At 35.1% G+C, this 23,451-nt stretch carries 21 protein-coding genes, 1 tRNA gene and 2 pseudogenes; 10 read left to right on the forward strand and 14 right to left on the reverse strand.

The genetic code is table 11. The features are described 5' to 3' along the window. Positions 1-51 precede the first annotated feature (51 nt). From LEP1GSC049_RS222045 to LEP1GSC049_RS222025, 6 genes and pseudogenes are all read right to left on the reverse strand, one after another. Positions 52-1,922, reverse strand: a pseudogene (locus LEP1GSC049_RS222045) (alpha/beta hydrolase). Positions 1,923-3,000: 1,078 nt separating this feature from the next. Next, a complete protein-coding gene (locus LEP1GSC049_RS222040) occupies positions 3,001-3,564 on the reverse strand; it encodes a DUF1564 domain-containing protein (RefSeq protein WP_420890158.1) in 564 nt (187 codons plus the stop codon). A gap of 99 nt (positions 3,565-3,663) precedes the next feature. After that, positions 3,664-3,786: pseudogene (locus tag LEP1GSC049_RS2000000227745) on the reverse strand (DUF1564 family protein); the annotation flags it as partial. Positions 3,787-4,347: 561 nt separating this feature from the next. Further along, positions 4,348-4,827 (reverse strand): LIC11966 family lipoprotein, encoded by a 480-nt coding sequence (locus tag LEP1GSC049_RS222035; protein WP_004755938.1) that lies wholly within the window; start codon positions 4,825-4,827, stop codon positions 4,348-4,350. 921 nt (positions 4,828-5,748) lie between these two features. After that, positions 5,749-5,931: a hypothetical protein gene (locus LEP1GSC049_RS2000000228995; RefSeq protein WP_016748683.1), complete on the reverse strand. Its 183-nt coding sequence runs from the start codon at positions 5,929-5,931 to the stop codon at positions 5,749-5,751. Positions 5,932-6,357: 426 nt separating this feature from the next. Continuing rightward, complete coding sequence (locus LEP1GSC049_RS222025) at positions 6,358-6,765, reverse strand: DUF6968 family protein (protein ID WP_004762018.1); 408 nt, start codon at positions 6,763-6,765, stop codon at positions 6,358-6,360. 632 nt (positions 6,766-7,397) lie between these two features. Here LEP1GSC049_RS222025 and LEP1GSC049_RS2000000227310 point away from each other — a divergent pair. Beyond that, positions 7,398-8,194 (forward strand): IS5 family transposase gene (locus tag LEP1GSC049_RS2000000227310; protein ID WP_162833665.1). Its coding sequence is split into 2 segments (ribosomal slippage): positions 7,398-7,743 and positions 7,743-8,194, totalling 798 coding nucleotides; the frame shifts between segments, so codons are not numbered across the junction. 32 nt (positions 8,195-8,226) lie between these two features. Here the strand turns inward: LEP1GSC049_RS2000000227310 and LEP1GSC049_RS222015 are convergent. From LEP1GSC049_RS222015 to LEP1GSC049_RS221980, 8 genes are all read right to left on the reverse strand, one after another. Continuing rightward, a complete protein-coding gene (locus LEP1GSC049_RS222015; protein ID WP_004776763.1) occupies positions 8,227-9,498 on the reverse strand; it encodes an ankyrin repeat domain-containing protein in 1,272 nt (423 codons plus the stop codon). 1,372 nt (positions 9,499-10,870) lie between these two features. Beyond that, positions 10,871-10,944, reverse strand: a tRNA-Ile gene (locus LEP1GSC049_RS222010). Between the two features lie 58 nt (positions 10,945-11,002). Beyond that, complete coding sequence (locus LEP1GSC049_RS222005; protein WP_016560436.1) at positions 11,003-11,557, reverse strand: hypothetical protein; 555 nt, start codon at positions 11,555-11,557, stop codon at positions 11,003-11,005. After that, entirely contained in the window at positions 11,541-12,050 is a 510-nt protein-coding gene (locus LEP1GSC049_RS222000; protein ID WP_004763209.1) for an LIC_11959 family protein, read from the reverse strand. The genes LEP1GSC049_RS222005 and LEP1GSC049_RS222000 overlap by 17 nt, the downstream gene beginning before the upstream one ends. Positions 12,051-12,054: 4 nt before the next feature. Further along, entirely contained in the window at positions 12,055-13,356 is a 1,302-nt protein-coding gene (locus tag LEP1GSC049_RS221995; RefSeq protein WP_016748691.1) for a HEAT repeat domain-containing protein, read from the reverse strand. Beyond that, positions 13,292-13,780, reverse strand: a complete 489-nt coding sequence (locus LEP1GSC049_RS221990) for a response regulator (protein ID WP_016748692.1) — start codon at positions 13,778-13,780, stop codon at positions 13,292-13,294. The genes LEP1GSC049_RS221995 and LEP1GSC049_RS221990 overlap by 65 nt, the downstream gene beginning before the upstream one ends. Positions 13,781-13,850: 70 nt before the next feature. After that, positions 13,851-15,074, reverse strand: coding sequence for a 6-hydroxymethylpterin diphosphokinase MptE-like protein (locus tag LEP1GSC049_RS221985; protein WP_232410866.1), 1,224 nt, complete (start codon positions 15,072-15,074; stop codon positions 13,851-13,853). A 152-nt stretch (positions 15,075-15,226) separates the two neighbouring features. Then, positions 15,227-15,697, reverse strand: coding sequence for a DNA primase (locus LEP1GSC049_RS221980; RefSeq protein ID WP_244266174.1), 471 nt, complete (start codon positions 15,695-15,697; stop codon positions 15,227-15,229). Between the two features lie 712 nt (positions 15,698-16,409). Between LEP1GSC049_RS221980 and eno the strand changes: the two genes are divergently transcribed. The 9 genes from eno (at position 16,410) to LEP1GSC049_RS221935 (ending at position 23,342) form a co-directional block, all read left to right on the forward strand. Further along, entirely contained in the window at positions 16,410-17,708 is a 1,299-nt protein-coding gene (eno, locus tag LEP1GSC049_RS221975) for a phosphopyruvate hydratase (RefSeq protein ID WP_004755972.1), read from the forward strand. A gap of 299 nt (positions 17,709-18,007) precedes the next feature. Further along, positions 18,008-18,466: a septum formation initiator family protein gene (locus tag LEP1GSC049_RS221970; RefSeq protein WP_016748694.1), complete on the forward strand. Its 459-nt coding sequence runs from the start codon at positions 18,008-18,010 to the stop codon at positions 18,464-18,466. Between the two features lie 10 nt (positions 18,467-18,476). Continuing rightward, positions 18,477-19,070, forward strand: a complete 594-nt coding sequence (locus LEP1GSC049_RS221965; protein WP_004755913.1) for a ClpP family protease — start codon at positions 18,477-18,479, stop codon at positions 19,068-19,070. Position 19,071: 1 nt separating this feature from the next. Next, positions 19,072-19,428, forward strand: coding sequence for a hypothetical protein (locus LEP1GSC049_RS221960; RefSeq protein ID WP_004758748.1), 357 nt, complete (start codon positions 19,072-19,074; stop codon positions 19,426-19,428). 23 nt (positions 19,429-19,451) lie between these two features. After that, positions 19,452-20,462: a YheT family hydrolase gene (locus tag LEP1GSC049_RS221955; RefSeq protein ID WP_004756069.1), complete on the forward strand. Its 1,011-nt coding sequence runs from the start codon at positions 19,452-19,454 to the stop codon at positions 20,460-20,462. An 11-nt stretch (positions 20,463-20,473) separates the two neighbouring features. Further along, positions 20,474-21,031: a DUF4416 family protein gene (locus tag LEP1GSC049_RS221950; protein ID WP_004756064.1), complete on the forward strand. Its 558-nt coding sequence runs from the start codon at positions 20,474-20,476 to the stop codon at positions 21,029-21,031. Further along, positions 21,006-21,581 carry a complement regulator-acquiring protein LcpA gene (lcpA, locus tag LEP1GSC049_RS221945; RefSeq protein ID WP_004763190.1) on the forward strand — a complete coding sequence of 192 codons (576 nt, stop codon included), beginning with the start codon at positions 21,006-21,008 and terminating at the stop codon, positions 21,579-21,581. Before LEP1GSC049_RS221950 ends, lcpA begins: the two co-directional genes overlap by 26 nt. A 403-nt stretch (positions 21,582-21,984) precedes the next feature. After that, the gene (locus LEP1GSC049_RS221940; RefSeq protein WP_004758733.1) at positions 21,985-22,596 is read left to right on the forward strand and encodes a TlpA family protein disulfide reductase; all 612 of its coding nucleotides are present in this window, start codon (positions 21,985-21,987) and stop codon (positions 22,594-22,596) included. After that, the gene (locus LEP1GSC049_RS221935; RefSeq protein ID WP_004756051.1) at positions 22,593-23,342 is read left to right on the forward strand and encodes a type 1 glutamine amidotransferase; all 750 of its coding nucleotides are present in this window, start codon (positions 22,593-22,595) and stop codon (positions 23,340-23,342) included. Before LEP1GSC049_RS221940 ends, LEP1GSC049_RS221935 begins: the two co-directional genes overlap by 4 nt. Positions 23,343-23,451: the final 109 nt, after the last annotated feature.

The following is a 23,451-nucleotide window of genomic DNA, read 5'->3' on the forward strand; positions in this document are numbered from 1 at the left end:
AGGCTATCCTTCTAATCCTTTGGTGTCAAATTCTTTACTTTACTGAGAAAATTAATCCAGTTTCTGGATCCAATCGTGAAAGCCAGAGCACATTTCTCGAACCGTGGGCATATGAAATAAAATTCCCAAATGTCCCTGATCGAATTTTACGATTTGATTGTTGGAAGAAGGAAGGACTCTCAGCTCTTCTTCCACGGAGTTTACTGGAACAATCTTATCCAACGTGCCTAATACGGAATAGATCGGAAGTTGGAAGTTTCTTTGTAGTTCCGTGTAATTGATAGAACCGTCGAAGGAAAAAAATGCGTGGTCCTTACTCAATTGAGAACGGATAAATTGCAGAATCACCTTTGTGGATTCTTCACAAAAAATATCTTCGATTAGAAAATACCATTCCGGAGGAGAAATCTGTCTATAACCTACGAAATCTCTTAGATTGACAACTTTTGTACTGAGTTCAAACGAAACCGTTCTTAAAGAAGAATGAAGGCCTAATAAGAACTTAAAGAATTTATTCAGGTCTACTGTCGGAAGAGTGGATTGAAGAGAAAAAGTAGTAATATCAAAAAGGAAATCAGAAATCGATTTAGCTGGTAATAAGCTGAGTCCAGTTTTGAGAGCGCTCATCCCAGGAATATTGGTTCCTACAGAAACAAAGTTTGGAGAAGTAACCGAGATAATTCCGGAAATCACTTCTTTGGGATCGGGAAGAGGTACTTTATTTTGAGGATATTTAGCGATGAAGGTTTCGTAGGCGGATACATAATAACGAGGAATCATTCCTCCCATACTATGCCCCATGACTACGATCTTTTCTTTAGGAAAACTTTCTCGAATCCAGTTGAGCACGGCTGGAAAATCTTCTTGGATGAAATCGTCTATTGTCCAACCTTCTTTGATACCGTTGTAGGGAAGTGTTTGTCTGGAACGGCCCCGCATATCCATAGAAAAAACTCGATAGCCATACTTGAGCGCCATTTCTCTTGCTACTTTGTCCATCACGGATCTTCTACAGAAAAAACCTGGAATTAGTAAAAGAATCTTTCCGGTGCCGTTCGTTTTTTCCGGTTCAAATCGTTTTAGACTGACCGAAAAACCATTGTTAGACGGTATGATATAACTTGCATCTAGGCGATAAGAACAATCATAAGTATGACAATCGAATATGATCGAAGTAACCGGATGTTGTTGTCCACCGGTTCGAGTGTAATAGAGATGTTTTGCGTAAGAATGGAGATCTGCCTTTTCAATATTCTTTTTAGCGATATAAGGATCTGCTTTATTATCCATTTCTCTGGCGACTACAAAATCTACAACGTCGTAAAAAGAACTTAACTGTTCTCTAACTTCTTCCCTTTGTTCGTCTGTCATTCTATCTCTGCGAATTCCCCAGATCATACCGATTGGATTTCCTTTTACAAAAAGAGGAATTCCAGCGGCGTAGTTCATAGTGCCGGAAAGAAGGTGTCTTAAGTTCGGGTGAATTTTATCGTCTTTGAGACTGCTGAAAACAACTTCCGGACGTTTTTTAGTTTCTACGGAAATGATCGCTTCTCGGATAAAGTTTGCGGAAAGATTATCTTGGTCTTGGATCGAAACGGGAAGGGTTCTATTGATAAACTCTTGAATGTCTTTGAGACCGATTCTGGTAGCGATCTCTTTCATTTTAAAATGAGTCGCGGAAGCAACTATTTTAAGATTTTTATCTTGGATCGCTTCGAATACGGCGTAATTAAACACCGGTTGGTTGTTTGTGAAAGTTAATGCGACAAATTTATTTACGAATGAAGACCATACTTTTTCCACAAACTTATATGTGGTTCCGGGAATGGGAAAGATAAATATATCATCGGCCGCAACGTTAAGTCCGCTTTTGCCTCTTCTTTTACGAGATGTGTTTTTTTTTCTAAAACTCCAGCCATACTACTTGCCAGGATTGTCGGTGAAAACTTTTGTGCCAACCTGGATTTAAATGATTTTTTAGTCTTTTTAAGCGAATTCTTTCTAAAAAAATTCAGGTTCAAACGAATTGAAATTTGAAATAAAAGCAGTAAAGTTAGTAAAAAATTTTTTTATACTCAGAAAAATATTCTATTTTAAAAAATAGATTCAAAAATTATAAAATACTATTGTATTAAATATCTGTTTTTATAATATAACTCGGGCGTGCCCCTGCGAGATTTTAGTTTTTTAAAAAGATTTTTTTGAGATTGCAGGGCCGCGTCTTCTACAAGCTTCGCGCATTGGCGCTCGTCCCTACGGGACGCTTACGCGCTTTTCGAGCCGCTCACGCATTGTTTTTGTAAAACGAATCGAAATTTTTGGACCGTATGTTTAATCGAAAAGTTTTTCAGATCTAGGATTTTGAGTTAAAAGAGTTTGTTTTACAATTCAATTTTTATTTCAGAATTTTTTAAAAACAAAATAGAAATTTGAAACGGAACGAATTGAACTGAAGATTTATTACTCGGACGTATGAAAATAGTATCAGAAAATGAATAGGCGGTTTTACAAAGACGCAGAAATTTTTAAAAAATTATATCTAACTTGAAATCCTTGGCTTTTTGTGTGAGATCCCACATTTTAAATTTTGAGACAAGCTCAGAATCGTATTATTTCCATGTGTCAGAGTGTAAGGTGATCAGTTTTGTTGAAATTAATAGTGAACTTGTTTCAATATCTCAAAAGGAATAAACGATAGTTCTTTAGAAATTTTTAGTAAAATGCAGGAGTTCCCACAGAAACCGTCATATCTAAACATTCGCGAACTTTCTAATAGTTTATTGATCATCAAATTTTCGTAATTTTTAAACTTTGGGACAGGTTTGTATTATTTTTATGTGCCGAAGAAGGTAAATGTGGGAACTACTATGAAGTAAACTTACTGAGAACTGCATAATAAGTCACTTTGGATTGTACGAGAATTACTGCTTAGAAGCAGAACTTCCAGCAATTTATGATGCAGTTTTAGGAATATAAGGAATTATTAATTTACTTGCTTCAGTGTTCTAGGTCTAAGGCGTAAAAATAAGATTCTGGTTCACAGTGTAATTTTCGGGTGACTCGATTGTTTAGCAGATCTAAGTGTAGGATATAACTGTAAGACCAGTGAAACGTGGGAACTCCCGCCCGAACCGTATTCAAAATAGAATCACCGACCCCGAGGGCTTCCAACTTCAAAAGATAATTAAAAAGATAACACCTAGACACACCATGAGCTTGAGCCAACGTTCCCAAAAGAGTCCAACTTGCAGAAGGAACACGAACGCTTATTCGTTTCATTTTTGATTTACCCGGACTGGATTGATACAAAGTTCTGTCCGCTTTTTTGCCAAGACGTTCCGAAGAAGAAATATATTTCCCATAAATTTTTAAAAGTGCAGGAATTTTTTTAGTAAGCAGCTTTACATCTTTTTCGGAAAAAAGAAGCCAAGTATTTTCCGGAATCAAAAGAGTAACCGTTTCGGAAGGATTTTTTTGAAGTGTAGAACTAATTTCATGATCAGAGTTTAGTATAAAGCGCCCATACCTACTACGGTTCTCGCAAAGNGTGGACGGATCAATTTGATCAAAAAATCATCATCTAAAAAATTTTGAGAGTAAGACTGAATTTTTCAAAGCGTAATAACTTCGTATAGCATACATTATACGAAGTTATACGATTACANCTTTTTCGGAAAAAAGTAGCCAAGTATCTTCCGGAATCAAAAGAGTGACCGTTTCGGAAGGATTTTTTTGAAGTGTAGAACAATTTTCATGATCAGAGTTTAGTAATAAAGCGCCCATACCTACTACGGTTCTCGTAAAGAGTGGAACGGATCAAATTTGAATCAAAAAAAATCACTCATCTCAAAAAATTTTTCGAGAGTAATAGTGAATTTTTCCAAAGGAGCCATTTATAAAATAACATGAGTTAGGCGTGAGAATTTATGATTCATTTCTTGAAAAAAGTTGGAATCTGAACTTTACAGATCGATTTCTAAAATGTGGGAACTACTGCGAATCACAGTTTTACGAAAGAATTCCAAAATTGTGGGAACTCATACTTTTAGAAAATTCTCTTCACGTTAAAATAAGATTCAAATTTTAAAGATAACCACGAAACCAGATAGATTCATGTAATTGAGGTTTTTAGAGTTCTATAAATTTTTTATTCACATATATCGTTTTTTCAAAGAAAGATCTATTCTTCAGAACTATGTAAAATTGTACGCAAAATGTTCTACTGAAACAGTGTTTTACGATACTCAATTTTATAGGAAAGAGTAATAGAACTTCTTTCAAAAAGTGGCGTTTACTTGGAGGCGCCACTAAGTTGGGTTAGTGATTTATTTTTTAATAAATTACTTATTGAGAAGCGTATTCTTTCGCAAATTTATCAGAAGCGGCGTTGAGAGTATTTGCTGCCTTTTCGAAATCCTGATTGATGCGGTTGAGAACCTGATTGATTTCGTTTGAGTCTGCTTTATCACCTAATCCACGTAATTCGATCAAACGTTTGTAGTCTTTACTCACGATGTTCAAATAGGTTTCGAGTGCTTGGACGCCTGCGTTTTTAAAGCTGGAATCTCCTTTAAAGTCACCGATACCTTTTAATTTATTGAGTGAAGAAACCAGATTTGCTTCCCAAGTTTTTCTGACGTTTTCAGCGTTTGTAAGGTCTTCCTTTTCCATAGCTGCGTTTAACGCATCTAAATCATTTGTAGAAGTGTTCATGATTTCCATGATTTTATTGTTGTAATCTACCGGATCTTGTTTGCATCCGGAAGTTAAAAGAAAAATGCAACAAGCAGTTGCAATAATTGTACTGATAGAATATTTTTTCATGCCAGTAAAAAATGAAACGTTCTATAAAATGTCAATAAAAATTTGACTTTAAAAACTTAAAAACGGGAGTTGTAAATATAAAGAACAATTTAAATATCTGTTTGAATCTTTCCGAATTTGCGGGCATGATCAAACTTTAAACGTTAATTTCAAAACCTCAGTTGCGCAAACTTGATCAAATTATACAGTGATAATATTTAGAAAATTCGTAAATAAATGTTATAGAAACATTGAATGTAAGTTCGTGTGTGTAGCGTTTTTATATAACTGAATAAAAAATGTAGAAGTTATTGCTTTTAGGAAATTATCTTTATTTTTTTATGGGAATTCACATCAACTCAGAATTAAAATTTATAAATTTATAATATTCTGTTAAACTATTTAATCTGAATGGATTTAGAGAGAATAAAAATGAGATTTTATCCTGCTATTTGGAACTATATAATAAAATACTTAATCTTTTAAACTTGATAGATGAAATTCAACGAAAAAAAATTGGGCAAATTCGGTATTGCGTGGACTGTACTTTTAGTTTCAGTTAATAAAGTGCATAAAGGAAACTTAATGTAATATTTTGTCTTTAGTTACAATTTATTATAGAACGCGATCTGTCGAACGCCCTAAAACGCGACCTGCAGAGCGACCTAGAAAACTCAGTGAATGCCTCTCTAAGGATAGACATTCAGGAAGAGATGTATTGAGTTCAAGAAGTGGGACGCTGAGTTTTCTGCTTCAATCATTTTCGCATTGAATTATACCAAAAACGCGTTAATCAACACCTTATGAGAGTATTCATTGTATTTTGTTATATAAATTTGAGTAAGTCAAATATTCTGAAAAATTTTATTTTCAAACTTCCTTTGAAAAAACGGGTCTGGTTATGCAGATATTTCTTTCAAAACTTGACAGGGTTCCTATAACCTAAAGTTGACCTTCTTTTCTTTTTGTTATAATATTTTTCGATATAATAAACAGAAAATATTGTGTCTCTTGAATTGTGTTAAATTTTTTTCTGTAAATTAGATTTTTGGATACGAAAAGTTTTTCTTCTAGGTTTTTGATGAATTCGTAGATACCCACAACGCAGACTCCGGCTGAGTTCATCGCTCCTCGAACAGAATCCGAATTCTTTCATTTAACTTTTGATTAGACTTTATTCTATCGTTATCTTTTTTCTTCGATCAATCATAACAATTGTTTTTTATATATTCAAAATATTAAATATACGGTTTGCAAAGGATGACTCTTCTTTACGTATATTTGGTCTCAAGAAAATGCACACAGACTTTTTGGAATTTTACTCTTCTCTGTTATTTCAAAGAGTTCCTTCTTTAAATTTTCATTCTTGTCTTGAAACGGGTCATCATTCGTCATATACTTCTTTTTCTAATTTATCAAGTCATTCAAAGAGATTCCTCAATCTTTCGTTGTCTGGGTCGTTGAATTTATAAATAATCCAACAATTATGTTCTTTTTAAATTTTTCTCTATATGTGTTTTATGAGTCATTCTTTTACACGGCCGTGTTTACTCATTCGGAGAGATTTTTGTATTGAATTCGAACATTATGTTTTTTTAAATTTTTTTGCAGACGAATTTCATTTTTTGAAAGTTCTTCTAACTTTATTGTAGGTGGAAAGAGCAAGTCTTCAGGTTTTAACCAATTGAAATCATATAATTTTTGAAAGTAATGGACCAGTAGTGAGCCTGTCATTTGGAATGCATGATCAATAGCTCCGATTGAATCAAAACTAAACGCCACATGAACTTTTTCGGAACCAATGCCTATAATTTGTAAAGTACAATACCAAGGAAAGTCCGGATCTGGATAAAGTTTAGGTTTTCCAATTTTGATATGGACCTTAGATTTTTTTTTCCCAACTTGAAAGAGAATTTCCCGTTCCGCAATTACTGTTCCTAACCGATAGTTTTTTTTCATAAGAAGTTATTTTTAATAGTAAGGATTCGTTTACTATCTTTTTTCAATCTATGAAAATAAGGTTTTGTCCCAGCTTATACAAAAATTTTTTAAACCAGTAAATGAAATGATGAAACGTAATTTGTGGGAGCTACTGTATTTTTATGAAAAGATTTAGTTGCATCAAAATAAGTTGAATTCATGTGAATTTACTTACAAAGTTGCATTTGACACCAGAAAGATTTTTGAGATAACTTTTTGTTCTTGTCCAAGCCAAATCAATTTTCCGGATTGAGTTTTTTGAAAATGAGAAAGGTCAATGATAATCATTTTGATTGCAAGTTAGAACGATTGCATCGAGTTCTCTCCATAGGCGGCAGGTATTTTTTTGAATCCAATTTCTGTTATCTGTATCGGACAATACCAACAATCGTCTGGTTTTGGAAAATATTTAGGCTTACTGATTTTTAAGATGATCTTTTGTTTTTATTTTTTGATTGAAAAAGAAGTTCTCTTTCTGCAATTACAGTTCTTAACTTGAATTGTTTTTCGATTATAAATTATATTTTTATTCTATTTTGGTAGAACGATTTTAATTAAGAGCCGGTCTCAAAACTGGTTGTACTTTTGAATCGTAATTATTTACTTGTGAAATGGACAAATATTATTCAGAGATACCGGATGGACTTTGGAAACAAATAGCCCCATTGATCCCGAAAGAAAAGGTAAATCCGAAAGGAGGTCGCAATCGAGTACCAACACGATTAGTAATGGCCGGTATCATCTATCGAATGAAAACAGGCTGTCAGTGGCGTGCCATTCCGAATGAGTTTGGATCTGGCCAAACTTGTCACAGAAGATTTCAAGAATGGGAACGAGCAGGAGTATTCAAAAAGATTTATAAATCTATTTTAAAATATTATGATGTAAAGAATCAGATAGCATGGGACTGGGCTTCGATGGATTCAGCAATGGTTAAAGCTCCCAAAGGGGGAGCTTAACTGGGAAAAACCCTACAGACCGTGCCAAATTAGGGGTTAAACGGCATATTCTTACAGATGGAAATGGAATTCCTTTGGCCATAACATTGAGTGGAGCCAATGTTCATGATAAACACGCTGTAAAAGATACGTTGAATTCAATCCTGATTTTTTCCGGTAGAAGAAAAAAGAAACCAAAACATCTTTGTTTAGATAAAGGATATGACTTTAAAGATACAGAAAAATTAATTAGAAGAAGAAATATCCGGCCTCACATTCGAAGAAGAGGCGAGAAACCATTGATCGGTAAATATAAAGGAAAGCCTCGAAGATGGGTCGTTGAAAGAACTAACAGTTGGCACAATCGATTCAGGGCTATCCTAATTCGTTGGGAAAGAAAATCTGAAAATTATCTTGCATCTCTTTATCTCGCAAGCTCTATCATTGCTTTTAACTTTTTTGATAGGTAGTTTTGAGACCGGCTCTAAGTTGAAAATGGTCATCAAGATTTATACAATAAAAAAGGCTCTTGGTCGTGTTCACTGCCGAAAATGAACCAAAAATTTTCGGACTCTGGTGAAAAAATATCTGTAAGAACTTCGTTTAACAAAATTGATAAAAATAAATTATAAAGTTTTTTTACGATCCAATATTCTTGAGAATTGCAAAGTTCTAATATACTATCGATTCCTTCAAATGCATCCGTAAAATCTATACCATTTTTGAGATCTTCGAATTTCAAAAATTCACTTTCAAATACAAATGCACCTTTTCCGATTGTTTCAAATTGTTCGTAACCTCGGGCATAGGCGTAACCGTTAAATGGGGTTTGTGTTTCTCCGCCCCATTCGAAAAGAATCGTAGTGATTTCTGGAAAAGAAGTTTCCCAATGTTTTTTAAGTTTTTTGAATATTTTGGAAGTAGATTTGATGAAATTGACACGATCTATTTTTGATAAAGAACTTTGCAGACTTTCTTGAATTTCTTTTGGAAGAGATTCAAAAAATTCTTTTTGATCGGCTTTTAATTTTTGAATCATCGATAGAAGTAGAGAATCTAAATTAGAAGATATACTTCCAGAAAGTAAATTTTTTGTTTTTTCTTTTTCGGCGAGATCTATTGGTTTTTTTTCTTCGTTATCGATTGTTTCTTTATCCGCTCCCGCTTGGAGAAAAATTTGAATAAGATCTTGATAATCTCTTTCTGCTGCTTCATGTAAAACGGTTCTTCCTTCTGAATTTTTCCAATTTATATTGGAACCGGCATTTAGTAAAATGGAGACGCATTTTAAAGAATTATAATGTACTGTCCAATACAAAGGAGTTTCGTTCTTTAGATTACCTTGATTAGGATCTAAACCTTGTTCTAAAAGAAATTCTAAAATAGAAATTTGATTATTTAACGCAGCGTAATGGAGTAAAGAAGTTTGATCGTTATTCTTTTCGAATAAATTGGCTCCGTGTTTATGCAGAAGTTGTAATAATTCGAGTCCTTCTTTTCTACCCCAAGGAATCTTAAATGCTGGGGTGTCTCCTTCGGTATTTTTAGAATTAACGTCAGCTCCTAAATTTATGAGTTTTTCGACAATTTCAAGGTTTCCGTTATTTACAGAGATGTGAAGTGGTGTATTTCCCCAATTATTTCTTGCTCCTTTATTCAAAGAGTGGCAATTGATGTTAGCACCTTCATTTAGTAAATTTTTTATTTTAGATATATCTGGGTTGGATTGTTCTACTTCTTTGAGTAGTCTAGAATTGTATAGATTGGATTCCATAGTATGCCATGGAAATAAAGATTTATTTCAAGTGCAAGCTCATAAATGTAGAAATTTTTATTAGAGTTTTTCAATTGGAAATTATCAATATTTAAATTAATAAAGTATATAATGAATTTTTAAATCTTTATTTTTAGTTCAAGTTTGATTCCAATAATTTATCTTAAGGCATTTAGATTGATCTTTTCTAATTTTGCTCAGGATTACAAATGAAAAATCAACCCAATGGTTTATGTTTTAATAATAGAGTTGTTGAAGAATGAATTCTATATCTGTTTTATGAAAATGGTTGATTGAAACAGTTTTGTTAATACAAACTTTCAATAACTATAATATAGATTCAGTGGAAGGAAATTTGGGCGAATCCTGTGTTGCCGGACTGCGCTTTTAGTTTTAGTTAATAAATTGCATAAAGGAAACTTAATGTAGTATTTTGTCTTTAGCTACAATTTATTATAGAACGCGATCTGTAACGCCCTAAACGCGACCTTGTAGAGCGACCTAAGAAACTAAAGCGAATGCCTCACTAAGGATAGGCATTCAGAAGAGAGTTCTGCTGAGTTCTCCGCTTCAATTGTTTTCGCATCGGAATTTTATTGAATTTATGTGAACGGTATTTTGTGATAAACATTTAGATATTCAATTTGATAGAGATGAGTAAAAGCGTTATTTTCTAGTTTTAAATACTTTCCGAGTCTAAATAAAACGGAATGGAATTTTATTTTTTAGAGGTGTGTGTATTCATGAATTATTGGATTTGGAAAAACGATCGAGAAAATGGTCAGGCTATTATTCTCGGAGGATGAAGAGGAATATAAATTCGAAAAGAAGGTGGTGGACATCATAATGGACAAACGGTCTCAAGGTGAACTTACTTAACCTGATGGTGATGGGAGCTCCTCCCATATTTTAGGGTCGAATAGTGTGCTTATTGCAAAAGTTTGGGGTAAGTAACATCGAAACTTTTTCATGTAGAATCCAGAATACAAAAATTGGCGAGGTGCATGAAGATTACTTCGTCTTGAACGTAATCGAGAAGATTGCGTGTGTCGATTTTATAAAATCGTCGGTTGAGTATGTTGATGATAGTTTTAGTAAAATCTTTGTGTGGAAATATTTGACTTTGGATGAATCGTGAATTAAAGATCAACATCTATTCGTGTTGGAGGAAATACCTATACCAAATCATTGTACACAGATAAATTGCAGAAACGCTGGAGAAATCTAAAGTGACTGGAGTTCGTTTCCTGCCACAGTATGAGTCTAAATGATTCGTCTCACGTTTCTTGCGCTCTCTACGGATCGCTTGAAATGCTCTCGCAAGAAAGGTTCAAGTTGATATTTGATTTTGTTTGAAGTAAGTTTACTCCGCTGGGCCCAGAAGGACTTGAACCTTCGACCCGCAGATTATGAGTCTGCCGCTCTAACCAACTGAGCTATAGGCCCGGAGTGATTCCAGTTTTTATGAGAAGTCTTGTTCTTCAAGTGAATTTCTCAAAAGAGATCAAAAAGAATTGATCGAGGTTGGTATCAAAAATTGATTCGGGTCTTGAAAAAAATCAGAAACGATTTTATTTTCTGAATCAAAACAGAGATAGATTGATACGATTTTTTTATTTTTTTCCAAAAGAAAATAACGAATGGTAAGAGGGGTTCCGGAAACGATTTTATTTCTTTCACCACCAATCATTTTTAAGTTAGGAAGTTTTGGAAACGGATTTGGAAATAAGTTTTTCAAAATGGATTTGAGAGATTCTTCATTGGAAGGAAGTCCGTCCCATTCTCGTAGAATCAACATCCAAGCTCTTCCTTGAGTAGGGATTATTTTCCAGTGATTTCCGGTTCCCAGTTTCAGAACTTCCGCTTTTTCCGGAAAACGAATTTTCACTATGTTTAAGATAAAAGGAGTCGAATGATACGATAAATCCGGATTTAACGGATCTAACGCAAGTAAATCAAAGAACGAATAAAAAATAAAACCGCTTAGAAAAATTGAAAAAGTTAGAAGTTTTTTTATAAAAAAATTTCTTTGAATCTTATTTTTAATAAAGAATTTCATCCAGAGCCAGTTCCTTGAATTCAACAAGATCAAAAACCGGAATGGAAAATTTTTCTTTTTTTTCTTCTAAACTAATTTCAGAAGCCTTTTTGAAAAGTGGAACGGTGGAAACTTGAAATACGAGCAAACCTTCCCAGAGACCATTTACTTCATATGCAGCGCCTTCCGAAAGTTTACGAACTTGTTTAAGTTTCGATCTGTCAAATTTGTTAATTCTATATTTATAATATACTGTATCTCCGTTCCAGTCATAAAAAATCGCGTAGTTTCCCTTGAGTTCTTGAAAAAAAAGTTTTAATGAATTCGGAAAATCGGGAGATTCGGAAGATAGAGCTTCTTTAATATCGGAGATTCTAGGTTCTGAAAGAGAGATCGAATTTCGATACGTAGAAGCAGCCCTATGTATTTCCTGAGAAAAAACGGATAGGGTCAAAATATTAGAAAAAAGAAAACAAGTCCAAAATATTTTTTGAATATTTAAAAAACGTAACAATAGATTAATCCTCTAAGTCCTCAGATTCGGGTTTGCCTCCTCCGGATGGAGAAGGAGAAGAGCCGCTTTCTCCCCCTGAAGGTCTTAGATCAGGACTGGAAGTTCCGGGTAACGGAGAGGGATCGCTCGAACGAATTGGTTTTTCTCTATGTCCTGACTTGGGTTTGATAGGAAGTGAAGAATCATCTGGATCCTTTCCGGATTCTCCTTTTTTTAATTTTTCGATCGCTGTTTTTGCGGCTTTTTTTACTTTTTCACTCGGGTCTTTGTGAGCCTTATACTCTAAAATTTCAAGAACGGACATATCCCCCGTATCGGTAAGATGTTTGATCGCTCTAAGTCTTACGACGGGATCATCGTCTCTTGCATATGCATACAATTCTTCTAATATATCTTTGTCGCCCATAGAAACGAGTGCCGTAATGGAATGGATTTTTAGGGGTTGAAAGTCTTTAACTTCTTGTTTGTTTTTGAGATTCCTAATTTTTTCCAATTCCTCCTTGATCGTCTGCATTGAGGAAATGGATTTCATCTTGCCAAGAGAACTAACGGAAAAACTTCTAAGAGTGATTGGTTCTTTAGGGTCCTTATAGATTTCGAGTAACGTGTTCTCCGCTTTTTTATCCTTGTTCTTTCCGAAAAAAAGAGCGATTTGGGCTCTGATTTCTGGATCGTTGAAGTTTTCATGCAATCGAGCGAGTAAAAAAGAAGAAGATTCTTCTTGAGGAGGAAAGTCACCTAACGCATCTAAAAGGCCTACGGTAAGATTGGAATTTTTAGTAAAGTCCTGTGTTTTTAGTATTTCAAAAAGAATCGGAACGGCCTTTTCGAACTTTAATTTTTTAGTGGCGTAGATGGATTCCTTTTGTATGTCCGGTTGTTCGTTTTTTAGAAGTTTAAGAATGGATTCTTCATATTGGGTGAGTTTTAATGTAGCAACGGTTCTAATTGTGTAGACCCTCATCATCCAATCGGGATCTTTATCTAAAATTTTACCGAGTTGATCTATTAGGATTCCGGAATGTTCAGGCGGAAACCGTTCAAGTTCTCGAAGCGCCATCGCTCTTTCTTTTGTAGTTCCGAACTTTAAAACCTGTAGAAGAACTTCTTTTTTCTTTAGAATTTGTTCTTCGGAAAGTTTAGTCGACTTTGATTGAGCAAATACGGAAATTTGCGTAAAAAGTAAAAGAAGAATATATGCAAAAAAAAGAATATGTTTCACAAAGTTAAGGTGTATTTTTTTAGATTTCTTGCTGGAATTTTTGATTTTGTTCTTCCAGTTCTTGGATTTTTCTACTGAGTTCATTGATTAAATGTTGATTCTCTAAATTTTGACGGAACTTTTCTATCAAGAAACGAATATCCCCTGTGAGTTCTTCTATATTCCAAGGTTTTTCCACATAACGACTTAAACCCCCGTAGTTGATCGCGTGGATCGCGGAATCAAGACCGGCCTGACCGGTGAGCATGATCTTGATCGAGTCTGGAAGTTTTTTATGTACTTCCTCTAAAAATTGGGAACCTTTCATGCCGGGCATTACTTGATCGGTAATCACTACTTCGATTACATAGCCGGAATTTTGGATTTCCTCCATGAGCGCCAGGGCTTCTTCCGCGCTGTTTGCAATTTCGATTTCATGGCTTTCTCCGAATTCGTTACGGAGTTGCTGTTGAATCGTTTCCAGCACCGATATTTCATCATCGACACAAATGATATAACCTTTATTCATAATCTTTGTCCCAAATCGGAAAGTATCTTTAGAAATAGAATTGCGTCAAGAGTATATCTTTAAGATTTACTTAGAGTTTGATTACCGAAGGAATATTCAAAATCCGAGAGGAAAAATAGTCTTTTAGGTCCAAATGTGCAATACAAAATCGAATCCATTTTTCGAACTGAATTTTTTTTGTGTCTTCTAAGATCAAACCTTCTCCGAGTTTTTTTGCAGTTTTAGACATAGGATCGGATTGGAAAAGTTCCGGAGATTCTTCTTTTAAGATTTCTAAAATGGAAAGTCTTTTTTCCCACGACTTCGATTTTTGAAACCGTGTTTTAAATAAACTTACTTTTCTAGAAAGAAAAAAACGATCATAGGTTTCGTAACCACTGGTTCTGCAATGAGTTTTACCACCGTTTCTATCAAAGTCCACACCTTTTAAAATCAATCTATCGTATTTTAGATGTTTGGCGAAGGACACGGCGATTCCCGCCATGTTCAAAGACGGATTTTCCAAGATAGGCGCATTCTGAAAAAAAAGAGATCTTAGAACTTGATCTAAAGGATGAGTGGAAAAATAAATCCATTTCGGATTTGGAAGATCAAAAAGATAAGTACAACCTCCGAACCAAGTAAGGATTGGAATTTCTTTGGGAAGAATATTTCGAAAGTGAAATAACGTGCCTCTAGAAGAATCCAAACTCAAAACCACGTCAGGAACGATTCCGAAGTTTAAAATCCAACCCAAAGAAGTATCCGAAGCGAGTAGATGAAATCGGCTTCTGTTTTTAGAAATCCAGTCCGTTTCTTTTTCGAGAGAGGGGCTTGCACCTGTAAAAACTAAGGTTTGGTTTTGAAAGAAATTATCTTTGGCTCCTGAAAGAATCAGAGAAGTATTAGAATTTTGGAATGAACTTGTAAGATTTCGGATACTGTTGCGTATCCAGATCTTTTGAAAATATTCTTTGGCGATTTTATTTTGAGAATTTTGTTTGAGAGAATCCAAAAAACTCAATGTTAGATCGGGAAATTTTCTGGAATAAACTGGGTGTAGAAAAGGGGAAACCAGGTCTGTTTTTTCGGAAAGCCAGAAAGAGAGTGGGTGAGATAGAAATTTGTCCAGACCAAAAACGATTTGGATACGATGTCCTTTGTTTTCGTATGATTTTAAGATTCTATCAAAAAATTTTTCTGCGATCGATTTAAATGCTCCAATAGGTTCGAGTATAAGAATGTTTACTGGCTGGTTTGTTTTTTGGAGATAAGATTCTAAGTGGTAGCCTAAACCGAAACCGAAGATGAGAATGGTTTCTTTGTCTGAGAGTGGAATCGGAATCTGTTCTGCGATTCTTTCTCCTTCTCCAATAGGGTTGAATCTAGAATGAAAAAGGAAACCCGATTGGGTTTCCTTTAGGTTTAAAGTTCCGTTTGGATTTGTAACGAGCTGGTAGATGAATTCTAATCCTCTTCTTTTTCGGATTCTTCTTCGTCCTCGTCAAAATCGTCTTCGTCCTCGTCGTCGTCGTCATCTTCTTCATCGAGAGAATCTTCTTCTCCATCAAGAATTGGACGAGGTGCTTCTTCCGGAATAAAATCTTCTTCTGTATCTTCTTCTGCAATTGGGGCTTGAGGAGCTTCGAAAAGTCCGTTGAATTTAGAGTAGGATTCGTTTGTAAGATTTGCTTCTTTGTCGAGTTGGATTCTTTCTTCTTTTGTAAAATATTGGTATTGTACTTCTTCGTTGGCGAGTGCAAACATTGCCTGAACGGCTAATTTTCTAGCTTTGATCTTTTTAGGCAATTCTAGTCTTTCGATTCGGTCTAGTGTATGGAATCCAGCAACAGCTCTTTCATATTTGTTACGTTTTGCTAATTCGATAAGAGTGACAATGTCAAATTCTGAATTTTGGTTCATTCGGATTCCCTGAATAGATTAGAAAGAAACTTCAAAATACCACGAAATCAGTAGAAAGATAGTTGTCAACTGCTTCTTTCTATAATTTTTGAGAATCTCGCTTTTTTACTTGATTCTCTTAGATGGTTTTAAAAATGCCGTTTCTCGAAAGAACGTTCTTACAGTTTCGGAGAATCTGTCAGTGAAATCGGTGTAAGAAAACGAGAAAAAATTTTCTAAAAGTATGAGTTCCTACAATTTTAGAATTTGTTCGTAAAATCGTGATTTGCGGTAGTTCCCACATTTTAGGAATCGAGATCACAACTTTTTTTAGAAAAATGAACCATGGATTCTTTACATCGAACTCATGTTACATTATTTTGTAAGAGTTCCCACATGGAAACTCTGTGTGAATTTTTGAAAACAAAACCGGATTTTCAAATCTTAATGAAGCAAAATTAGGGATCGTGTTTCCCGCTTGATTTCTTTGGATATGACCCTTTTAATAACCCTGATTCTGACTTGAAAGATCGTGGGAATAAAGCAAAAGGATTAAGAAAAAACTAAGAACTTGTTGTAAAACCTGAAAATGTGGGAACTCACACGTTTTGTTCGAGTGATCAGTTATGTTCCCTAAGGTTTGGAAAACGCTCTAAATTGTTTTTCTTTAGAAGTAAAAATCGGTTTTTTGTTTTACAACTTTTTCAACTTCAAGCAGACAAAACATACATAAATTTCAGGAAATAAAATGTCTCATCACTCTCAAATTCAGAAAATTCAAGCTCGGGAAATTATGGATTCCCGTGGAAATCCTACGGTCGAAGTGGACGTAACCCTTATAGATGGTTCTTTTGGAAGAGCGGCGGTTCCTTCCGGAGCGTCCACTGGAGAATATGAAGCCGTAGAACTTAGAGATGGAGATAAACATCGTTATCTCGGAAAAGGGGTACTTAAGGCGGTAGAACACGTAAACGTAAAAATTCAAGAAGTACTAAAGGGAGAAAATGCGATCGATCAAAATAGAATCGACCAACTCATGTTAGACGCTGACGGAACCAAAAACAAAGGAAAACTAGGAGCGAATGCAATTTTAGGAACTTCTCTTGCGGTAGCCAAGGCTGCAGCCTTTCATTCTAAACTTCCATTATATCGTTATATCGGAGGAAACTTTGCCAGAGAACTGCCGGTTCCTATGATGAATATCATCAACGGAGGCGCTCATGCGGATAACAACGTAGACTTTCAAGAATTTATGATCCTTCCTGTAGGAGCCAAAAGTTTTCGAGAAGCCCTTCGTATGGGAGCGGAAGTATTTCATTCTTTAAAATCAGTCCTCAAAGGAAAAAAATTGAATACTGCCGTCGGAGACGAGGGTGGATTTGCTCCAGATTTGACTAGTAATGTGGAAGCGATCGAGGTCATTTTACAAGCCATTGAAAAGGCAGGATATAAACCTGAAAAAGACGTTTTACTCGGTTTAGATGCGGCTTCTTCCGAGTTTTATGACAAAAGTAAAAAGAAATACGTACTGGGTGCCGAAAATAATAAGGAGTTCTCCAGTTCCGAACTCGTGGATTATTATGCGAATTTGGTTTCCAAATATCCGATTATTACGATCGAAGACGGTTTGGATGAAAATGACTGGGATGGTTGGAAACTTCTTTCCGAAAAATTGGGAAAGAAAATTCAACTCGTAGGAGACGACCTTTTTGTGACAAACATAGAGAAACTCTCCAAAGGAATTTCTTCGGGAGTTGGAAATTCAATTCTGATTAAGGTAAATCAGATTGGCTCTCTTTCCGAAACTCTCGCTTCTATTGAAATGGCGAAAAAAGCCAAATATACAAACGTCGTAAGTCATAGAAGTGGGGAAACGGAAGACGTTACGATTTCTCATATTGCAGTTGCAACTAACGCGGGACAGATTAAAACCGGTTCTCTTTCTAGAACGGATAGAATTGCAAAATATAACGAACTTCTAAGGATCGAAGAAGAACTCGGAAAATCGGCAGTTTATAAGGGTAGGGAAACTTTTTATAATTTATAAAATTGTTTTTGTATTTGGAAAAAATGCGTCTTAGTCTAAAATAGACGCGTCTAAAGCGAACAAATACAAGTTTCTATAAAACAGATTTGCGATTTTTATTGGATAGCAATCACAGAACAAGGATTAGATGCAGAAATTTGATTTATAAGATTATAGTTTTGAGATCTTATAAGTTGGTATTTGGGGCGATCGAATTTAAAGAGAATAAGATTGGAAATTTTAAAGATTCAAAAAGATTTTTTGTTTAAAAACCTATAAGGACTTCAAAACGGGGAAAATTTTGAAAGCAGCATAAATTTATGATTACACTTCCAACGAAAGTCTTCTTGTTCTCTTGTTTTTTTTCAGGACTTTTTTATTTTATCGTCTTGGGAGAATCCGGAATCGTAGTACGTTCTCAATTGGAAGAATCACTTGCTTCTTTACAACTCGATATAGAAAGACTCTCTTATGAAAATAGGCAGTTGGAAGAAAAACAAAAGATTTTAAAAAACGATCAAGTTGCTTTGGAAAGAGAAGCGAGACGGTTTTATTTATTGAGTGAAAACGCTCATATCGTTAAATTTAGAGAAACAGAAAATAGATCCGAACTCAAACCGGTTTTAGCGTCTAGATTAAATGCGTTTCGTCCTGGAAAACAATTTCCAGTTCCGCCCATTCATTTTATTCGGATTTTCTATGCAATCTTCTCTAGTTTCATTTGTATTGGAGTTTTCATAAAAATGAGGAAGAAGAAACTGGATTTTAGAAACGAATAAGGAAAGGTTCATGCCAGAAACAGAAAAAATCGCAGAAGTATTCGAAGAACTCACAGGAAGTAAAATTTCCAAAAATTTCCTCGACCATAGAAAGATTTTTCTCTGGGGTCCTGTTACGGACGAATCTTCTAAAGATTTAGTCGGTAAACTACTTTACCTGGAAATGAAAGATCCAGGTAAAAAAATCACTTTTTATATCAATAGTCCGGGTGGGGTTGTCACTTCGGGAATGACCGTATTTGACACGATCAAGATGATTAGTTCTCCGGTTCACACGGTTTGTATGGGAATGGCCGCTTCTATGGGTTCTGTTCTACTTGCTGCAGGAACAAAAGGAGAACGTTCTATTTGGCCAAACGGTAAAGTGATGATTCATCAACCTAGTATTGGCGGACAGATCGTAGCACCCGCAACGGATCTGAAAATTCACGCGGAAGAAATTCTAAAGACAAAGGCGAAATTAAATCAAATTCTTGCGGATGCTTGTGGACATCCTGTTTCCAAATTGGAAGAGGACACAGACAGAGATTATTATATGGACGCGGAAGAAGCGATCAAATACGGAATCGTAGATAAACTTTCTACTAAAATCGATTTTAATTGATTTGTCTAAACCAGTTTCCTTAGAAGAATTCTTAAAAGAATTTTTAGTCTCTTCCGAACAAAAGGGAAGAAATTCGGAGGTAGATCAAAATTTAAGTGAGATATTTCTGGAATTTGTTTCTCTTTTGTTTTTGGAAGAGGAAGAGAAAATTCAAGAAAAAGTTTTATTAAAGGATATTGGCTCTTTTGAATTGGATGAGTTCGTAAATTTTTATCTTTCCGATATGTATCCTGACGATCCTACGGTAGTAAAACGTGGGATCGACTTCTTGAGAAGGTTTTATAAATTCGCTAAAAAAAGTTCCCATATCAAAAAAGAACAATTGGAAGACTGGGACGAATTCTTTAAAGAACTCTAATATTCTATAAAACGCATATTGTAATGAGTTCAGAAGCCTTTAAACCGAAAAGATTCGTTCAAGGCAAACACCTTCAGACCGTCTATAATACTTTTTTTCCTCCTAAAAATCGTCTTAGGAGCGAATATTATTTCGAAGATATTCTTCTACAATTAGGGGACGGTTCTGGAGATTCGCTCTGGTTGGAACACAATCCTCCTATATCTCAGTATTCTTCTGGTCCGTCTTGGAACGGAATTTATATTGTAATGATTCACGGAATGGAAGGAACCTCTGATAGTTCTTATCTAGTCAGTTTGGCACAGAATGCTCTACTTCGAGGATACGGATGTATTCGAATGAATCTTAGAAACTGTGGTAGAGGTCAGGGATTTTCTAAAGGAACGTATAACATTGGTCAGACGAATGACGTTCAGGATGTGATTGATTTTGTATGGAAAAAACTTTCTCATAGAATTTTTCTTTCCGGGTTCTCTCTTTCTGCAAGTTTGGTTTTAAAATATTTAGGTGAAAGAAGAAATCACAAGGTGGAAGCGTTTTCCTCTACCAACCCTCCTTTAGATTTATTTAAAGGTTGTGAGTTTATCGATTCGAGAGAAGGAAAGTTTTACAGGGATCGATTTGTGTCTGGTTTTCGTAAAAAAATCAAAAATAAAATTATTCAACTTCCTCCTGAGTTAGAAAAAAACGCGTTCCAAACCAAAACGTTTTATGAATTTGATGATCGTGTAACGGCACCTTTTTTCGGTTATAAAGACGCGAAAGAATATTATCTGGATTGTTCTTGCGTTCGTTATATCCCGGATATTCGTCATTCTGGAATTGTAATTCATTCGGAAGACGATCCTGTGGCTCCTCCTTTTGATTGGGAAAAAATAGAATGGAACAAACTTCCTCATATACGAACGATCCTCAGTCCTAAAGGAGGTCACGTCGGATTTCTGACGGACCCGACGCCGGAAATTCCAGACGGAAGATGGTTAAATAAAATAATTCTGGATTATTTCGATTTGAAAGTAAACCCTGGAAGTTAATTTTTTATCCGATGAATTCCTCTAAAAAGAATCCTATCACAAAGGAAAAACTCAATCGTCCTCCCGGTGCGGCGTTTTTTATTGTGGTCACTTTTGAAGAAGCGGAAATATTTTATTCCATCAAAACTAGGTCGGAAAAAAAATTCTCCGCAACCTTGTATGAAAGTAATCCTATGCCTACTTGGAAGGAACCGGACACAGATTTTTGGAATTCGTTTCCAGGAAGAAATACTAAAATTCTTTCTTTCAAAAGAAGAATTCACAGAGAAGAACTTCCCTCCATTCAAAAAGAATGTCTTTCGATTCAGAATTCTGTCGTGGAAAAGGACAGAGGGGTTCGAATTTTTCCAGGATACCTTTGTAATCATTCTGTTGTGATCTCAAGTATCCAAGACGATTTTCATAGAATTTATCTTTTTAACGGAGTTTATGCGGAAACGGTTTATAACTATCAAAAACAAAAGATGGTTTTTAAAGAGACTGCCCCTCCGTTTTTCAAAACTCCGGAAGCAGTTTATTTTTTTACGAGTTTGAGAGAATCTTATGTTCAAAATATTAGTAAATCTTAATATTCTATTTTTCCTTTTAGTTTATTTTTTATTTTTTGGGTGTTGTGCTCCTTCGCGGCTGGAAATCGTTTCGGTGGTTCTTTGTGATCATTTCAATCGGGTTGGAGAATGTCTTGAACCTGTGGAAAAAAATCATCATTATAAAATAGAAATTCCAAATCACAAAAAACCGGATACTTGGGAAAAGTTTTCTAATTATCTTTACTTTCATGCGAGAGAAACTCCAGGTTTTCTAATTCGATTCAATCGTAAGTTAACCCCTTCCGAATCTAAAATGATCAAAGATTCCTATTACGCCACGATGAGTTTTTCCGGAACTGTAGAAAGGATGGAAGGTTTTGAAATGGGAGAGGATTGGGTTGGTTCGTTTCAGTATCTAGGTTCTATAATTAAAGAAAAATTAAAAAAAGAAAATCGTCTTTCTTCCTTTCCTTATACAAATTCTATCTTTCCAGCAGAAGTGGAATTTAGATTTAATTCTTCTCTTTTCGAAGGGGAAGAAAAAACGAAAATCAATCTAAGTTTTATCGTTCTTCCTCCAGAAAAATGAAATAAGTATCCAAAATCTAAAATTGTAGGAACTCTTACAAATTTTAGATTTAGAGTGAAACTTTGAAATTGTAGGAACTCTTACAATTTTAGATTTAGAGTGAAACTTTGAAATTGTAGGAACTCTTACAATTTTAGATTTAGAGTGAAACTTTGAAATTGTAGGAACTCTTACAATTTTAGATTTAGAGTGAAACTTTGAAATTGTAGGAACTCTTACAATTTTAGATTTAGAGTGAAACTTTGAAATTGTAGGAACTCTTACAATTTTAGATTTAGAATTTTGATCCTAATCTTTTTGTTTCTTTCAAAATAGAAAATGGTCGTTGTTATTTTAAGTCGCGATGGCCTTTGATTTTTATTCCTTGAATTTCCCTCTATTAGGCTTTCTTCTGGTATTATCCATGAATTTGGAATCCAATTCTTGCATTCGTAACGTGATCCATCGATTTTTTCTATATTTTATTTTCAGTTTGTCTGGATTTTATTGCGCGCTGTCGGAACAACCCAATTTAGGTGTTCAGGAATTTCAAGGAATTACCCTAGATGGACAACTCGTTCGACTTTCTGAAGTGAAAGCGTCTCGATTAATACTAAACGTATACGGTCCTAATTGTGTTCCCTGCATTAAAGAAATACCGGCTCTCAATTATCTCTATCACGAAATGCAAAAGGATCCCAAGGTCCAATTTTATATGGCGGTTGACCCATCTTTATTTTTTGATGACCCGGAGGTGATGTCGGAAGATGAGATGTTGACCAAAGTGATTCCATTGGTAAAGGATGAAATTCAGAAATATAAAATTCAAGTTCCGACACTTTTAATGAAAAAACCGTTTCGAGTCAGTCGAACCAATTCTATCATTACGGGAACCCCCGAAACTCTTCTTTTTAAAACAAAACCTTTTGTACTATATTATAATTTTATTGGACCCATTAGTGAAGAGGGAAATCCAGAAAGACTGAGCATAGACCAGAAGATACTATTTTTTAGAAGGATGGCTGGATCTTCATGAGGAGTTTGATCGTTCGATTTAAGGATTGTGAAGGCCCGGGAATTCTACTCGATTCTTTAAAAAAAAGAAGTTATAAAATCACCTATCACAACGCATACGATTTACGAGTAAAACCACTTCCGGACGCTCATCTCATTTTTGATCTAATTGTACTTTTAGGTGGACCACAGTCCGTCACGGATCAGTCTCTTACCGGTTTTTTCGAACCTTGGTTGAATTTAGTGCGTTATGCGAGCTCTATGCCGAATCGTAAAGTAATCGGAATTTGTCTTGGTTCACAAATTATTTCCAAAGCATTGGGTGGCGAAGTCAAACGAGGAGAAAATGGACCCGAAGTCGGGTTTTACGACGTGCAGGTTCAAGAGCCTCATTTTATATTTGATGGAATTTCTTCATTTCCGGCGTTTCATCTTCACGAGGATGTTTTTTCAATTCCTAAGGGAGCAAAAAATCTTTTGAAAAGTGGAAAGTATCCCAATCAGATGTTTTCTTTCGAAGATCGAATTTTTGGAATTCAATGCCACTTAGAAATTACCGCTTCTATGCTTTCTGTCTGGCAGAAGGTGCATTCTGATTTTATTCGTTCTGCGGGTTGGATTCCCGGACCGGAAACGGAACTTTTGAGGTCTCAGATGGAGAAAGTGGGGCGTAGTATTTTCGAAAAAATATTGGATCATTCTACTGGTTTTGAGACAAATCATCGCGCTCTTTTGAGTCCTCAAGCCATGACTTCTAAAAGCAGATGATAAAATTTAAAAAAGAAGAAATCTTATTATCCTAAGAGTTAAAATATTTTTTGGAATCGACGCGGTTGTCTTAAGAGCAATAATTCAAATAATAGAATATACGGAAAAG

Source organism: Leptospira kirschneri serovar Cynopteri str. 3522 CT, from assembly GCF_000243695.2.
GTDB classification, from domain to species: domain Bacteria; phylum Spirochaetota; class Leptospiria; order Leptospirales; family Leptospiraceae; genus Leptospira; species Leptospira kirschneri.